A 15,062-nucleotide genomic window follows, 5' to 3' on the forward strand; every position below is an offset into this window, starting at 1 on the left:
CGTAATAAAAGACTATCTATATAAAATGTTAAGAAAACTATCACGCAACGTCAAATACCTGATAAAACATTTTTTTAACTTAGCGCAACACGAACTGGAATCAATTTTAAGGATGTTCAGGTGACAGGTTGGCCAGAATGTTTTAAATTCCAAAACGTCAATTATATAAGGAGATGACACAATGATTAACTTTATGGAAGTTGGTGAATTAAAAGATTTAATGGACAAGAATACAGACCTAATCTTAGTAGATTGTCGCGAACAAGATGAGTGGGATGCTGGCCATATTGATGGCGCAATCTTTATTCCTCTATCTGATTTCGCAAATCAATTTGGAAGTCACCTATCTGATAAGTCAAAAAAGATCGTTGTTCAATGCCGCAGTGGAAAGAGAAGCTTAACAGCATGTCAATTTCTACTAGAGGAAGGTTTTGAAGACCTATACAACCTTGAAGGCGGAATCCTTGCTTGGGGCGAAAGCGGTTACCCAATCAAATAACTTATTTAAAAATCGAGAAGGAAGAAAAATGTTAGATCTATTCGGAAAAGAAGAAGTTCACCGTCCGATAATTTCTCAAGAGGAGTTATCAGATGAAGAAGTACTAGTTGAGTTAAGAAAGATCAAAGAAGAACTTAAGGATCAAGTTGTGGTTCTTGGTCACCACTATCAACAAGATGATGTTATTGAATTTGCAGACTATAAAGGTGACTCGCTTAAGCTTGCCCAAGATGCTGCTAAACTTGATAAAGACTATATTATTTTTTGTGGTGTCCACTTTATGGCCGAAACAGCTGATATGCTAACTTCTGAAGATCAACATGTAATCCTTCCTGATATGCAAGCGGGATGCTCGATGGCCGACATGGCAAATCGTGAAGAGATCGATAAAGCATGGGCCTTCATGCAACGATCAACTAACGATAAGATCATCCCAATCACTTATATCAACTGTGCGGCAACGTTAAAGTCATTTGTTGGTGAAAATGATGGAACAATTTGTACTTCATCAAATGCACATAACATTATTAAGTGGTCATTTGATCAAGGACAAAAGCTTCTTTTCTTCCCTGATCAACACCTAGGTCGCAACACTTGTTTTGATCTTGGAATTCCACTAGAAGATATGGTTGTTTACAACCCAAATATGCTTAATGGTGGCTTGACTGCTGAGCAAATCGATAATGCAAAAGTCATTCTATGGTACGGATTCTGTTCTGTTCACCAAGGCTTTACTGCAACTCAAGTTGAACAAATTAAAAAAGATAAGCCTGATACAACTGTTATCGTTCACCCTGAATGTAACTTTGATGTTGTACAAGCAGCACACGATAACGGATCGACTGCTTACATCATTAATAAGATTAAGGATGCGCCGGCCGGTTCTAAGTTTGCCGTTGGTACTGAAATCAACCTTGTAAACAGATTAGCGAACGATTTCCCTGATAAAGAAATTACTTCACTGTCACCTTACCAGTGTTTGTGTACAACAATGTATCGAGTTAGACCTCGTTGGCTACTTGCCAGCTTTAGAGCAATTAAGGAAAATAAACCTATAAACATAATTAAAGTAGATGAAAAAACAAAAGAGTACTCATTAAAAGCACTTAATAAGATGCTTGAACTGAGTAAGTAATAGGTTTAATACACAAGAAAAGAAGAAGAGGGACAACATGCAAGAGATTTACGCTGATTACAATGGAAGTGCTCCAATTTGTAATGAAGTTAAAGAGTATATTATCAACCGACTTAATAAGGGGCCATTTGCTAACCCAAATGCCACTCACCACGTCGGCACTCGCGTAAAAGTTGCTATGGAGAATGCTCGTTCAGTTTGTGCCAAGCTTTTAGGTGCGCACATGAGTCAGCTAGTTTTTAACTCTGGTTCAACTGAAGGGATCTCTACTGTTTTTCAGTCTATTCTTTTAAATAATACAAAAAAGAAAATTATCATCTCAGGAATTGAGCACTCAGCGGTAAGCAACAATGCTCAATTCTATGCTGAGAATTTTGGTTGTGAAGTTTACACACTTCAAACAAAGCCAAATGGTATCGTTGATATTGAAGACCTTATCAATCATATCGACGACAATACTGCACTTGTTGCAGTTATGGCCGCCAATAATGAAACTGGTGTTATCCAGCCTTATAATGACATTGCAAAAATCTGCCAAGAACAAGGAGTCGCTTACCTTTGTGACACGACTCAATTTATAGGAAAAACTTGTTTTAACTTTGAAGAGTCAGGTATTGATTATGCAGTCGTAGCTGGTCACAAAATTGGTGGAATGACTGGTTCAGGTATTCTAATTGCAAAAGACCCAACAACTTTAAAGCCACTTATCATTGGTGGCGGTCAAGAGAAAGGTCTACGTGGTGGAACGCAGAACTACCTAGGTAATGAAACTCTTGCAGTAGCACTTACTTATTCGATGAATAACCTACAAAAGCACGATGCTATTAATAGCAAACGTGAAGAGTTTGAAAAAAATATAAAAGCTAAATTTCCACAAGTTGTTATCATTGGAGAAGAAGCGCCAAGACTTTCTTCAACAACATATCTTTCATATCCAGGAATCCACGGACAAGCTGTTCAGATGGAGCTTGAGTCAGAAGGAATTTATGTAACAACTTCATCAGCATGTTCTGACAATAATCCTCAGACATCTAAAGTTCTTAAGGCCATGGGAGTAACTGACGATATTGGTCGTGGCGTGGTGAGAATTTCTTTAGGGCTATGTAACGATCCGGCCCTCTATGATAGAATTGAAAATGCACTTACAATTGCATATGAAAAACTATCAAAAATTAAAAGCTACTAAGGCTTGAGAAGTTACTAGAACTTGAAAAAAAACAAACTACTAATATCTATATTGATACTTATCGGAGTTATCACTTCTTGTAGTGATAGCTCTCGAAAGTATAGCTATATGAAAGCTGAAAAGAGCTTTCTGTCTAAACAAGACTCAGACACTATCTACTTTGCTTATACTTCTAACTTAAATTCAAAAGTTGAGTCTCATAATGATGAATTGATTGTTTCTTCAAAGATTCAATTCGGTGGAGATGCACTTCTTTATAAATTTATTTCGGCCCTTAGAGAGAAGCTTAGTAATCTTGTTTTAATTGATGGTGGTCAAATTCTAGAAAAAGAATATGACCTGGCCGGTGAGTTAATCCTCAACCAAATGGCCAACTTTAATTACGATGCAATTTTATTATCTGATCATGAGTTAATTAATTTAAAAAGTAATCTACTTCCAAGAGAGCTTCCATTTGTGAACTCTAATCTTATTTCCCTCGATACGAACTCAGCTTTTACTCAATACGGGAACCAAGAATATATCATTAAGGAAGTTGGTGGAATTAAAGTAGGAATCATTGGGCTTACACCTTATAAGCCAAAACTAAAGAAAGAGGATGGCCTAGAAGGTATCCTTTTTGACGATATTGTCGCTAGAGTTATTGAAATCAAAAAACAACTTCGAGGAAAAACCGATCTTAATATTGCTCTCCTACACTCTCACACAGAGTGCAGCGATAAGATTGATTACAAGTTTAAGAATTGCTCTCTAGATAAGGAAACAACCGAGAAGATACTTAAGCGACTCCCTCCAGATACATTTGATTTAATTTTTACAGGAAATAGTTTTGAGCCTCATATGCAAGTGTCGGGCTATCCTATTATCTCAAACCTTGGGCAAGGTGAATTTATCACTCTCGTTAGGTTTAATAAGAAGACTAAAGAAGTAAAAGCAGAACAAATTAGAGTTTGCTCTCATTTCTACCAGGCCGTTGATAGCTGCTATATTGATCCAGAAGATATTGATGCTATTAAGAATGTTAGAAAGTCTCGTCTAAAGCTCAGGCCCGCTACTGTCTTTGGCAAAGAAATCTTATAGGCAAATTAGAATTCCCTCATCATTACAAAATGTACTAAGTCCCGGTGAGCAAAATCCCGCTGGAGAGCCATTGAAGCATAAAGACGGCAGCTTCGTATCAAGAACCTTATAGCCTCGAGGACAAGCCGGTTGGTTCTTCGTTCCACACTTATCCTTTCCACAATACTTACTTCCACTTTGCGCACAATTGAAGTCGACAACTTCGTAACTACCTTCCTCACAAAGATCGCACTTATACTTCACCACATCCTTACATTCGATATTTACACCATGACAAAGGGTTCCACTTTTTAGTGTTTTAGTTTTTAAGTAATCCAAACCACCATTAACGTAGACATTACCAAAGAATGATTTCTTTAGCTGATTATTAAAAGGTGTAAACTTTCTTGAGACAGAATGATTAAGTAGAGGATAGTTAAAACTTTCTCCATCAATGATAAGACTAAGCTTTATCTTTTCTTGGACATGAAGATTCATTTTAAAGTCTTTAATTCCCTCTTTCGAATAAATTGCATCATCGCTAAAGCTACACTTCCCTGCTTGTCTTTTTGTGATTCGAGACTCTCCAAGAGATTTGTTAAATGGGGTTTTATAGAAGTAGCAATACTTATTAAAGGTAAAAAGAAGAAGCCACGTATTCTTTGGTTCATAAACTCCCTTACTACCTTGATAGAGTTCATTCATTTCAAAATTTGTTGTAAAGGCCAGCTCATTTGCAAAGTCAAACTTCTCTTGCTGACACGACAAAAGGCCAAAAAGAAGAAATACACTTAGAATAAGCTTCATTACAATGTCCTCATACAACGAAAAGCAATCTTATACTCAGGGCCAATCTCTCTAGAGGTAAAGGGATCAAATGCAATATTATTAAGGCCAAAACCTTCTCCATCCCAATAGCCTCGCATCCCCGTTTGATGAGCTTTTTGATGCCAGCTAAAGTAGAATGAGGCCAATTTGATATTTTCACTAGGATGAATAATATTTCTTAAATATTCCAGTGGGCCACCAAAGACTTCATAAACACCGGCCCAAGAAACATTTCTGCTATCTTTTTGAATATAGTTTTGATCAAGGCATTCACTTGAATAATCTTTTTCACAAAGCTTAAGTCTTTCTTCTTTTGTGATCTCATCGATATGAAAATCTTTCATGCGTTGAATTTCATTTAAGAGGGTTTTGGTGTTCTTTCTCTCCCATGGATAAAAAGGAGCTCTTAAGTACTTTGTTGTCGTATCATTAAGATCTTCAGGATGAATTGAAACAGCATCAAAGACACGGGCACTTAAAATTGATTTTCCTTGAAAAGAACAATAGGCTTCCATTTCATCAATTGATAGGCCGTAGGCATAAGAGTACTTATTTCTCTCTTTTATTTTCTCGGCCGCTTGCTGGGCCAGTTTATGCTTAGAAGCTTTCGCCCAATTTAGAACTTCCCAATTTTGAACATGGTACTTATCAACAAAAATATTGCGATTGAAGTTATCCCATGAAATTGTCACATCCCTCTTATTGGCCAAGAATGGATAATATCTTTGTGGTACGTAAACTTCCTGACAGCTATCAACGAAGCTAAGCTTAAGATCTTCACTAAAGCCTTCGGCCTTGACTGTATAGTCGTAGTAGCGATAACTAGGCATCTGATGGTAGCGGTAACTCCCTTTCATCGTAATTGGTACTAATTTCTTATTAATATGGACATTAACGAGCTTCTTTTCGAGTAAGCAGGCCATATACTCAGGAAAGCATTGATAGTACTGGTCATCGACATAGCTAAGTTTCTTACACATCCCCTCTTTATCAAGGTGTGCATTCTCCCATTCAAACTTCAATGTTTTAACAATTTCGATAATTTCTTCGTTTGAAAGCTTAGGTCCTAAGTTTTTCTTCGTAAAAAACCAATACCCGAGTCCAACACTCAGAATAAGAATGGAAGTAAAGATTATTTTTTTAAACATTTCTCACTTATATGTAACACCCAATCAATGGTAAAATTATAACTAGAAATCCCTTATGTTAAAAGGATTCAAAGGAAGATTATGGATTGGTTAGATAGTTTAAATGATTTAGAAGTTAACGGAAATGAAACAATGTCATTTTTTGACTACTACGAACTCTTTAAAAAATTTCCAGACAGAGAATTAAGACCAACTTCGGCCTATCTTCAGGACATGGTGGATTACTTTGGGCGTGATGATCAGGGACATCTTAATGTTTTTCAAAAAGATGACCAAGATGCCCCAGCAGTTTTTGGCCAATACAAAATCGAAGAAAAAATAATTGAGCAATTAAGAAACTTCGCGGAAGAAGGATTCAATAACAAATTCCTTCTACTCGTTGGCCCAAATGGATCTTCAAAAAGCTCACTTGTTAAGCGTCTAATGAAAGGTGCTGAAGACTATTCGAAAACTGATGAAGGCGCCCTTTACACTTTTAGCTGGATCTTCCCAATCAACACTGTCGTAAAAGGAAACCTTGGGCTAAACCAATCTCACGCTTCAGTTAACTTAAATTCATATGCTTTATTAGAAGACAAAGATATCTCGGCCATCTTGGCCTCTGAGCTTAAGGATCACCCACTTCTTCTTATTCCAAAAGAAGTGAGAAAGGATCTTATTCACTCAGCGTTTAATGATCAGCCAGAGAAATTAGAAGAGATTGAAAAGTCGTATCTAGTACGTGGCGATCTCTCAAAAAGAAATCGTATGATCTATGATGCTCTTTTAAAAAATTATAAAGGAAAGCACGAAGAAGTTCTAAAGCATATTCGCGTTGAGCGTTATACAGTTTCTCGTCGCTACTCTCGTAGTGCAGTGACAATTGAGCCACAACTACATGTTGATGCAAAGATGCAGCAGATTACAATGGATCAAAGGCTGGCATCTTTACCTCCATCACTACAGTCATTAAACCTCTTTCAAATGTCAGGTGAAACGATTCATGCAAACCGCGGAATTCTAGAATACTCTGATCTACTAAAGAGACCACTTGATACTTTCAAGTACCTTCTTATGACAATGGAGTCCGGTTCAATCAATCTTGGTGGGATTCTAACAGAGCTTGATATCTTCTTTATTGGAACATCAAATGAAGTTCACTTAACAGCTTTTAAACAACACCCTGACTTTAATTCATTTAAAGGACGTTTTACATTTATTCGCGTCCCTTATCTACTCGACTATAAGTGCGAAATGGATATCTATAAGAAACAAATTGATAGTATCAAAGACCGTACCCGCTTTGAGCCAGGATCACTTTCGGCCATCGCAAAATTTTCAGTCATGACAAGGATTCGCTCATGTATGAGTAAGCACTATGAGGACAATAAGAAATTATCTGCGATTGTGACGACTCTTAATCCTCTTGAGAAATGTGCACTTTACTCAAGTGATCGCCAGCTTCCTGCGCACCTTAATGTTGAAGAGGCCCAACTTCTAAAACACAATATTTCGAAGGTTGAATCTGAATTTGAATTCGATAATCTCTATGAAGGTAAATTTGGTATCTCACCTCGCGATATTAAAAATATGATCTATCGCCTGGCCGATTTAAATAAAGATATTACATTTATTGAAGTTCTTGATTACTTTAAAAGAATTATTAATAAGAAGTCTGAGTATGATTTCTTAAATATGTCTGCTCATGGTGACTATCACAACCCTCAGAAATTTATTGAATTAATTAATGAAGACTGCCTTGATCAATTTGATCGTCAGTTAAGAGGATGTCTAGGACTTGTTGATGATCGTTCATACGAAGATTATTTAAAGAAATATATCCAAAATATCAATGCGCTTATTAAGGGCGAAAAGATCAAGAATGAAGTAACTGGTAAATATGAAGAAGGTGACACTTACCAAATTAAAGAATTTGAAAACAATATTTCTTTAAAAGAAGACCCTGCAACATTCCGTTCACATCTTATCTCTAAACTGGGAGCTTGGTACTTGGACAACCCAGGACAGCAAGTTGATTATCTAAAGATCTTTCCTGATGTTGTGGATCGTCTCAAAGAATCATTTAGACAAGAGCAAGAGAAGGTTATTAAGAATATTTCTAAGAACTTAGTCTTCTTTGAAGCTGAAAAGAGTGGCAAAGACGTACAAGGTCATATTCCACTAAAAGAAGATATCAAGAAAGAGATTCAACAAATCCTAGATAATCTTCAAACAACTTATGGTTATTCACAGAATGGATCATTTGCGCTAATAAAGTATCTAATTAAAGAAAGATATTAATACTTTATTAGTTTATGGCCATTCTCAATAAGAAATTTACAACGCAAGTATATGAAGTCACATACTATGTTGAGGAAACTCAGCATGGTATGAGACTGGATCAATATTTGCAGATCTATCTTGAGACTTGGTCACGCCAAGAAGTAAAGAAACGTATCAAGGCCGGCGATGTGAAAATCATTGGCCGTCCAGGAAAACATCGACCTTCAACAACTCTCCACTACAAAGAAAGAATCTTCTTCAAGATCGAAAGAACGACACAAGAGGATGAGTACTGGCGTGGTGAACTAATTGAACTCGATGAGAGGCCAGAGATTATCTTTGAAGACAAAGAGCTCATTGTGATGAATAAGCCTCCTTATATGGCCTGCCACCCTACTGGCCGCCACCTCTTCTACTGTGCAACAGTTATGTTTGAAGAGAAGTATGAAAAGACCATTCACTCGATTCACAGACTTGATCGCGAAACCTCAGGGGTTATGATGCTTGGAAAAGAGCCTCAGATTGCAAACCTTATGGGCGAGGAATTCATTCATGATCGCGTAAAGAAATGCTACTTCTTTATTGCCAAGGCAAATGAAGATTACAAAGGTGAGATCGAATTCTTTTCAGACGAGCGTCTTGGAGCTTCAGAGGAAGGACTTAAAAGAGTTTATATCGACTCTTACCCTGAAGATTCCCATGAAGGTAAACACGCCTACACAGACTTTAAGGTTTTATTTAAAGAAGGCGACTATGTCATTGGTCTAGCCTTTCCTCAAACAGGACGCCAGCACCAAATTCGTGTTCACGCCATGCTTAGAGGCCTACCACTTGTTGGTGATAAACTTTATCTTGGTTCATTTGAAATGTTCCAACGCTTTAAAGACAATCTTGCGAGTCCAGAAGAATATGATCAGATGGAGCATAACCGCCACTGCCTTCACGCGATTGGACTTAAGCTTCATTACAAGGGTGAAGATCGCATGTATATCTCCTCTCTACCAAAAGACTTCATCCCTTTAATTAAAGAGAGATTTTCAACTCCTGTTGAAGAAATTGAATCGACGATAAAAGACGCTGCTAAAGATTATTTTTCAGGTAGCTTAAAACCCCGCTAGGCCCTGCATTCTCACTTCCTTCAAGAATTACATGCGGCTTAACTGCAAGCTTATCGAGTACTGATTTAATATTTGAAACACCGATTGATGTCTTCACTTTATCAAACATTGATTGGTCATTAAGACTATCGCCAAAGTAGATTGCATCTTCGGCCATATTTAAATTTGGGTAGAATTTGTTGAAGAGAACCTTTGTTGCATTTGCCTTTGAAAGATTTCCACACCAAAAGTTTAAGTGCACATTTGATGTTGAGTAGTTAATTCCCTCTTCATCCATAAGATGGCAAATTTCATTTTTAAATTTATCATCTTCAAGATCACATAACTCTATAGCACGATCAGCAACTCTTCCAAGTGAATCACTTGTTAGATAAAGGTTAGGATATTTTTCTTTAAGCTTTATACAAAAGGCTTCAAGCTTTGCTAATTCACTTTCAGGTACAAGAAATTCATTTTGAATAAGCCCTGCTTCATCACGCCAACTAATTGCTCCCCCACCTTCTGAGATAACAATAGGAAGTGAAGTAAAGTGAGTGATAAGAAAGTGTGCCCAAGAAATCGAGCGGCCAGTAACAATGACAAAAGGAACTTTCTTCTCATCTGCTAATTTTAAAATATCGAAAAGCTCACTACTCATCTCAGTATGGTGAGTAAGTGTTCCATCAAAATCAGAGAGAATAATTTTTGTCATTGGATAGTCCTGTTAATTAAAAAGGCGACTCTAGGCCGCCTTCTTAGTTATATATAATTTCTGAAAGATATTATAGTGGAAACGATACACCAGCAAGGAATGCTGTGAATGAATCCTTAAGTCCAACTTGAACTTCCATTGTTCCGTTTAGGTGTTTGAAACCTTCGATTGGAAGTTGACCGTTGATACCAGTGTTAAGACTGATTGTTGTATCATAAGTTTTAGTGTCACCATTTAGTGAAAGTCCAACTGGTAGTGAAGCATATGGATAAGCTTCTTTACCCCAGAAAGAGAATCCCTTAGTAACAGTTGGTGCCATTGAGATTTTTGTGATCCCTTGGTCAAACTCAGTTGAACGCTCAAGAATCCCTTTCACAGAAACTCTTGGTTGTTGCATATAATCTGGATAGATTTCATAGTCAGCACCAGCAAATAGTCTTTGTGAACGCTCACCACCTGAGATACCAATCCCACCGTCTACGATTAATTTTTCATCTAGTTTTTGAGTGTAACGAACTTGCATACCCATTCCGCCTTTATCAGACGTAATTCCAGTAAGTTCCGTTGCGATTTGCTTGCTTCCGCTAAGCATTGGCATTGTTGATTGACCAATCCCGTAAGCAAAAATTGAAGCTTGTGAAAGCATCATTAGTGATAGAAATACCTTTTTCATATATCCTTCCTAGTTTTTTGGTAACTTCACTAATCATTTTAATGCCTTGGGGCATTTATATGCAAGATATTCCTAGGACGCTTTGCACAAACCTTACACATTATGCAATTAAGTGTTGACTCATAAGGCCCAAGCATTTATAAATAATTCCACATTCTTATGGTGACCGTAGTTCAGTTGGTAGAGCGCCAGATTGTGATTCTGGTTGTCGTGGGTTCGAGCCCCATCGGTCACCCCATTAAAAAAAAGCCCCTTCGAAAGAAAGGGCTTTTTTTTTTATATGTGGAGAATGATTGGGTTTTGTAGCAACGACAAAGTCGTGGGTGGCCCTCACGATGAGGGTCCCCCGCGAGGCCACGATGGCCGCAAAGCGGGGTCACCAACTCTGCATACCTAGTAACAACCTTCAATAAAATTCTCATTCTCATTAAGACAAAATCTGTAATATGGTTTCCAATTGATTGTTCGGCCATCCACCATCTTGAAGTTAAATGAATTATAGTTTTTATGGATAGCTGACGCTATTTTACCGTTATCATGAAACTTAATTTCACCACCTAAAATAATATCCTTCCCTTGTAAAACAGTTTCCATGCTTTCAATGCGTCCTCTTATTAAATTACCTAGATCATTGAACTCTACTTGACCAGTAAACTCAAACGATCTATCTGCTAAACCTACATTTACAGAGGACTCCGTTTTAACTAACTTTGCAATCTCACCCTCGTAAAAAGTAACCTCACTTAAGGTTTCAAATGAAATGCCATTAAACTCAAGATCTCTAGCTTCTCCAAAATTTATTTTTTTAAAACCAAGGTTTGTCTTTAAGCTAAATGAATTAACAGGGTTCCATTTATTTTGAAAAAACAAAAGCCCGCCGGCCCAGTCAGAAGAAGATGAACAAGTGAAATCTACGACCTTCCCCATAGAGACTTCCAGCTTTATTTTTCTTTTTCCAGAACATATTAGATTCGTTGAGGATAAATTTAAATTTACTTCAACATCTGTATTAATATTTTTTAAGTTACCATTTTTATTAAATACTATTCTCCAAATGTCTCCATTCAGTATTACCAAATCAAGATCATTTAATTTAAACTTCAATGGGTTATTTACAGAAAAGTCTCCCACTTCCTTTATCTGTGAGTTCTTGTAGAATGAGATCGACTGTGCAGGAAAGTCTATCTCATTACTCTCAATCTTTATTTTTTGATTTTCTTTGTAAGACTCTGCATACCCACTTTTTAACTTGAAATCATTATAAAAAGTTAAACCATTTTCTATTCTAGTACCGTTCCTCCAAGAAAAGAGCGAGAAAGTTACTCCATGTGCATCGAAATGACGAAAGTCAATAGACTTAATTAGTTCAACGTAGTCTCTCAGTGATTGGGATGAGAAACTATTCGTACTTAAACGAACGTTAAAATACCTTGCAGAAATAGAGTTCGTGTGGCCAGAAATGTTTACAGCTTCTCGAAGAATTAATTCATGCAAAATAGCTGAAGCCTTAGAAGTATTATCCATCAAGTCCCACAATTTTTTATCTATGGTATATCTTTTTTGACCTGGAAATCTTGGAGTCCTTTGAACAATAACTTGCTCCAAAGAACATGAGGCAGGTATTCGACCATCAATAGTGTCAGGAACATCAATTAAGTTATCTAAAGTGAATTCGGTTTCAGAGTAAAATGAGTTAAACCAATTTCTGTACAATTTTTTTCGGCTCGGGTTTATATCTTCAAGTCGATTTATTGCTAGCTCAACTTTACTTTCAACACTTAATGTCTCGGCTCCAAGATCAATATTTAATCCATAAACAGCTTTAGCCTCATATAGGTCATAAAATTGCACATAGGTCTTTCCATCTGCCTTAGTGCACAGTACACCATCTCCACCATTTCCTGTCTCATGCCCTGCATACACCGCTCTTGATGTGATAATAGACAAAAATAATAATAAAATCTTTCTATTCATTTTCGATCTCCTTACGCTTCCTACTTAAAGGGAATAATTGAACTGACAATTTATAAACTTCTTTTTTACTTCCAGTTTCGAGTTTCTTAGACAATCGCTTTCGAAACGACTTAATCATCTTTTTTGCTTCATCGATTTTAGAGGGGTCGATGGCCATTGTAACAGTGGAAAAATCCCTCTCTTCAATTGGATCATTGAGAACGGAATTCATAGCGAGTTCTAGAGTTTGAACTGTATGATTCTTTAATGAAACATTTAAGATATCTGTAGGTGTTTTATATTGGATGCCTGATGCTTCATAGCTTCCATCTTTGTTTTCCACTAACATCTCAAGTTTTATAAGCCTATCTAGAGCGAGCTTTGCTTCTCTCCGTGAAATATTTAATCTCTTCGATATCCATTCAGGCTGTGCTTTAAAATTTGGAATTTCGGCTAAAGATAGAATCGCAAAGTAATACCAATCAGAAATGGCCTTAAAATAATCCAATGACAAATTAGGTTCTTCTTTAGCTTTCGAACCTGACAATATTTTCTCCGACTCGATAGGATTAACTCCAAGACCAGACAAAATTTTTTGTCCCATTTTTTTTGTAATAGCTCTTTTTCCATTCAATATCTCAGATAAAGCTGAAACTTGAATGCCTAACCTATTAGAATATGCCCTCAGCGAATAAGATGGATTTTTTGCCCTTGAGTTTGCAAATTCATTTGAAAGTCTTTCTATTATCTCGTTTTGCATAAGAAGATTTTTGCAGATAATAAATAGAACAACAATAGATTTTAGAACAAAGTGTTCTGTTTAACTTTTAGAACACAGAAATATTATTCAACCATTTTCCAATACGTATTATTCTTTGCCACAGCCGGATGTGACGCTACGCTCGGGAAAGTTTTGGCCGCAAAGCGGGGTCACCAACTCTGCACTTCAATTATTCAACTTTATTGATAGATACTTTTAATATCAGTGACCGGAATTGAGACGACATCCTCAGGATTATCTATATCAAAAATATCAACACGACTCCCATCAGGAGATAGAGCAATTTCACCATCAAAGTTTTCACCAGTCTTTAGCTCTACTGTGACAAATTCGCCCTCAAATAATTTTACGTCTTGTCGTATTTTTTTGGTTTCCTTAGCACGGTTAATGATCGAGATATCGTAGATTTTCTCATAAGCAAAAGTCATTCTTCTGCCATCTTTAACTGATGTAAAGTTTAGAGTCTTCTCACCTATTTCAAAATCAGAACCAACGATATTAGAAAAGTCATAACCATTATGGTAGTGGATATTAGCTTGTTGCCCTTGTATTTTACTAATATCATCTTCGAGTAGCTTCTTATAGATTTCTATTTCACTCAGAATATCATTATTTATTTTTTCTACCTCAGAGTAACTAATAAGGTAGTTCCCTTTTTTTGAATTAATTTGAAATCCACCACGAGAGTAAGTAGCTATTTTACCTTCTATATTACGGCCATCTGTCATTAGAATACTGACATCACGTCCTACTTTGACATCATAATTTTTCAATAGCCCCTTTAAAGCATGAAAGCAATTACCGATAGGATTAAATGATGCCGTTGAACGTGATACATTAGAACTTTGATTAGAGGCATACCAAACAGCACTAAAAGAAATTGCAATAGCAATAAAACTTCGAATAAGTTTAGCGTTTTCTGATTTCATACAAAACTTATCGTATACTTGAGCCTAGAACTTTAAAGTATAAGAGACTGATATTATGAAAAAAATCCTCGTCATCGAAACATCAGGAAGTGGAAAAACCACTCTTTCAACTTGAGCGAGAAGATGCAAGATCAAGAATATGAGCATCTAAGCTTTCATCATTTGAAGAGTAGAAAAGAAATAAGAAAATTCTTCTTAAAATTTTAATAAACCCAGCCACAAAACCAACGCGCAACACAAAAAAGACATCAAATAAAAATTACACTACCCATTCACCGACCTACTCCAGAGTGCTAGAAACCGAAAAAACAAAAAGGGAGAAGGTATGAAAAATTTATTTTTAGCACTGGCGATTTTATTATCGTCATCATCAGTCTTTGCAATGAAATGCTCTAACGGAGACTATGGAATTAAAATCAACTATGGCTTTTTTAAGCTAGGTCAACGAATCAAATTTTACGAGAATGGAGACAAAGTTCTTAGTGAAAGATTTAAAGAACGTTATGGTGAAAGAAATGGTTCACTTGCTGAAGATGTGGCCTATGAGAAATTTCCATATTCAAGTCGTGACTATATGACTGTCTTAGAAACGAAGAATAGTGTTCTAGTTTATAGTGTTGTTGGAAACGATGATGCTAACCAAGCTGGTGAGCGAGATACAATTATCTTTCAATTTAAAGATAGCAATGAAGTTGTTATGTTTGATATGAATGATGACTGCGAGCTTGCAAAGCCAATTTTCTAGTAAATCAAAAAACGCACAACTTGCTCATTTAAAAAGCAAGTTGTGTGAATATAAC

At 36.5% G+C, this 15,062-nt stretch carries 14 protein-coding genes and 1 tRNA gene; 8 read left to right on the forward strand and 7 right to left on the reverse strand.

Translation table 11 applies throughout. The features are described from left to right. The first annotated feature begins 181 nt into the window (after positions 1–181). Genes ABMA79_RS14880 through ABMA79_RS14895 form a run of 4 tightly spaced genes read left to right on the forward strand, consistent with a single transcriptional unit; the run spans position 182 to position 3,900 of the window. Complete coding sequence (locus ABMA79_RS14880; RefSeq protein WP_392857665.1) at positions 182–499, forward strand: rhodanese-like domain-containing protein; 318 nt, start codon at positions 182–184, stop codon at positions 497–499. Positions 500–527: 28 nt separating this feature from the next. Then, complete coding sequence (nadA, locus tag ABMA79_RS14885; protein ID WP_021265979.1) at positions 528–1,634, forward strand: quinolinate synthase NadA; 1,107 nt, start codon at positions 528–530, stop codon at positions 1,632–1,634. 37 nt (positions 1,635–1,671) lie between these two features. Beyond that, entirely contained in the window at positions 1,672–2,820 is a 1,149-nt protein-coding gene (locus tag ABMA79_RS14890) for a cysteine desulfurase family protein (RefSeq protein ID WP_393093589.1), read from the forward strand. Between the two features lie 51 nt (positions 2,821–2,871). Continuing rightward, complete coding sequence (locus tag ABMA79_RS14895) at positions 2,872–3,900, forward strand: hypothetical protein (RefSeq protein WP_393093591.1); 1,029 nt, start codon at positions 2,872–2,874, stop codon at positions 3,898–3,900. On the opposite strand, the gene ABMA79_RS14900 is transcribed toward ABMA79_RS14895, so the two are convergent. Together ABMA79_RS14900 and ABMA79_RS14905 are read right to left on the reverse strand one after the other, a co-directional pair. Then, positions 3,895–4,686: a hypothetical protein gene (locus ABMA79_RS14900; RefSeq protein WP_393093594.1), complete on the reverse strand. Its 792-nt coding sequence runs from the start codon at positions 4,684–4,686 to the stop codon at positions 3,895–3,897. The two genes, ABMA79_RS14895 and ABMA79_RS14900, sit on opposite strands and share 6 nt — an antisense overlap. Next, on the reverse strand, positions 4,686–5,855 hold the full coding sequence (locus tag ABMA79_RS14905) for a hypothetical protein (RefSeq protein WP_393093596.1): 1,170 nt from the start codon (positions 5,853–5,855) through the stop codon (positions 4,686–4,688). Before ABMA79_RS14905 ends, ABMA79_RS14900 begins: the two co-directional genes overlap by 1 nt. An 81-nt stretch (positions 5,856–5,936) precedes the next feature. On the opposite strand from ABMA79_RS14905, the gene ABMA79_RS14910 reads away from it, so the two are divergent. Together ABMA79_RS14910 and ABMA79_RS14915 are read left to right on the forward strand one after the other, a co-directional pair. Beyond that, positions 5,937–8,135, forward strand: a complete 2,199-nt coding sequence (locus ABMA79_RS14910; protein ID WP_392857676.1) for a hypothetical protein — start codon at positions 5,937–5,939, stop codon at positions 8,133–8,135. Positions 8,136–8,149: 14 nt separating this feature from the next. Then, on the forward strand, positions 8,150–9,235 hold the full coding sequence (locus ABMA79_RS14915) for an RluA family pseudouridine synthase (RefSeq protein ID WP_392857679.1): 1,086 nt from the start codon (positions 8,150–8,152) through the stop codon (positions 9,233–9,235). Here ABMA79_RS14915 and ABMA79_RS14920 read toward each other — a convergent pair. Both ABMA79_RS14920 and ABMA79_RS14925 read right to left on the reverse strand, forming a co-directional pair. Continuing rightward, positions 9,198–9,926: an HAD family hydrolase gene (locus ABMA79_RS14920; protein WP_393093599.1), complete on the reverse strand. Its 729-nt coding sequence runs from the start codon at positions 9,924–9,926 to the stop codon at positions 9,198–9,200. The two genes, ABMA79_RS14915 and ABMA79_RS14920, sit on opposite strands and share 38 nt — an antisense overlap. Before the next feature lie 70 nt (positions 9,927–9,996). Continuing rightward, entirely contained in the window at positions 9,997–10,599 is a 603-nt protein-coding gene (locus ABMA79_RS14925; RefSeq protein WP_393093601.1) for a hypothetical protein, read from the reverse strand. Between the two features lie 162 nt (positions 10,600–10,761). Between ABMA79_RS14925 and ABMA79_RS14930 the strand changes: the two genes are divergently transcribed. Next, a tRNA-His gene (locus ABMA79_RS14930) sits at positions 10,762–10,837 on the forward strand. A gap of 155 nt (positions 10,838–10,992) precedes the next feature. Here ABMA79_RS14930 and ABMA79_RS14935 read toward each other — a convergent pair. The 3 genes from ABMA79_RS14935 to ABMA79_RS14945 all read right to left on the reverse strand — a co-directional run bounded on the left by ABMA79_RS14935 (position 10,993) and on the right by ABMA79_RS14945 (position 14,262). Continuing rightward, positions 10,993–12,573, reverse strand: coding sequence for a hypothetical protein (locus ABMA79_RS14935; protein WP_393093603.1), 1,581 nt, complete (start codon positions 12,571–12,573; stop codon positions 10,993–10,995). Continuing rightward, on the reverse strand, positions 12,566–13,312 hold the full coding sequence (locus tag ABMA79_RS14940) for a TIGR02147 family protein (protein WP_393093606.1): 747 nt from the start codon (positions 13,310–13,312) through the stop codon (positions 12,566–12,568). The genes ABMA79_RS14935 and ABMA79_RS14940 overlap by 8 nt, the downstream gene beginning before the upstream one ends. A 200-nt stretch (positions 13,313–13,512) precedes the next feature. Beyond that, on the reverse strand, positions 13,513–14,262 hold the full coding sequence (locus ABMA79_RS14945; RefSeq protein WP_393093608.1) for a hypothetical protein: 750 nt from the start codon (positions 14,260–14,262) through the stop codon (positions 13,513–13,515). 325 nt (positions 14,263–14,587) lie between these two features. Here ABMA79_RS14945 and ABMA79_RS14950 point away from each other — a divergent pair, with 325 nt between their 5' ends. After that, the gene (locus ABMA79_RS14950; RefSeq protein WP_393056724.1) at positions 14,588–15,007 is read left to right on the forward strand and encodes a hypothetical protein; all 420 of its coding nucleotides are present in this window, start codon (positions 14,588–14,590) and stop codon (positions 15,005–15,007) included. Positions 15,008–15,062: the final 55 nt, after the last annotated feature.

The sequence above is a fragment of the Halobacteriovorax sp. HFRX-2_2 genome (genome assembly GCF_043196705.1).
In the GTDB taxonomy this organism is placed as follows: domain Bacteria; phylum Bdellovibrionota; class Bacteriovoracia; order Bacteriovoracales; family Bacteriovoracaceae; genus Halobacteriovorax_A.

Bases quoted from the DNA above. Each gene is read 5' to 3' on its own strand.
- ABMA79_RS14880 (WP_392857665.1), top strand. From the start codon at position 182: ATGATTAACTTTATGGAAGTTGGTGAATTAAAAGATTTAATGGACAAG.
- nadA (WP_021265979.1), top strand. From the start codon at position 528: ATGTTAGATCTATTCGGAAAAGAAGAAGTTCACCGTCCGATAATTTCT.
- ABMA79_RS14890 (WP_393093589.1), top strand. From the start codon at position 1,672: ATGCAAGAGATTTACGCTGATTACAATGGAAGTGCTCCAATTTGTAAT.
- ABMA79_RS14900 (WP_393093594.1), bottom strand. From the start codon at position 4,686: ATGAAGCTTATTCTAAGTGTATTTCTTCTTTTTGGCCTTTTGTCGTGT.
- ABMA79_RS14905 (WP_393093596.1), bottom strand. From the start codon at position 5,855: ATGTTTAAAAAAATAATCTTTACTTCCATTCTTATTCTGAGTGTTGGA.
- ABMA79_RS14910 (WP_392857676.1), top strand. From the start codon at position 5,937: ATGGATTGGTTAGATAGTTTAAATGATTTAGAAGTTAACGGAAATGAA.
- ABMA79_RS14915 (WP_392857679.1), top strand. From the start codon at position 8,150: ATGGCCATTCTCAATAAGAAATTTACAACGCAAGTATATGAAGTCACA.
- ABMA79_RS14920 (WP_393093599.1), bottom strand. From the start codon at position 9,926: ATGACAAAAATTATTCTCTCTGATTTTGATGGAACACTTACTCACCAT.
- ABMA79_RS14925 (WP_393093601.1), bottom strand. From the start codon at position 10,599: ATGAAAAAGGTATTTCTATCACTAATGATGCTTTCACAAGCTTCAATT.
- ABMA79_RS14935 (WP_393093603.1), bottom strand. From the start codon at position 12,573: ATGAATAGAAAGATTTTATTATTATTTTTGTCTATTATCACATCAAGA.
- ABMA79_RS14940 (WP_393093606.1), bottom strand. From the start codon at position 13,312: ATGCAAAACGAGATAATAGAAAGACTTTCAAATGAATTTGCAAACTCA.
- ABMA79_RS14945 (WP_393093608.1), bottom strand. From the start codon at position 14,262: ATGAAATCAGAAAACGCTAAACTTATTCGAAGTTTTATTGCTATTGCA.
- ABMA79_RS14950 (WP_393056724.1), top strand. From the start codon at position 14,588: ATGAAAAATTTATTTTTAGCACTGGCGATTTTATTATCGTCATCATCA.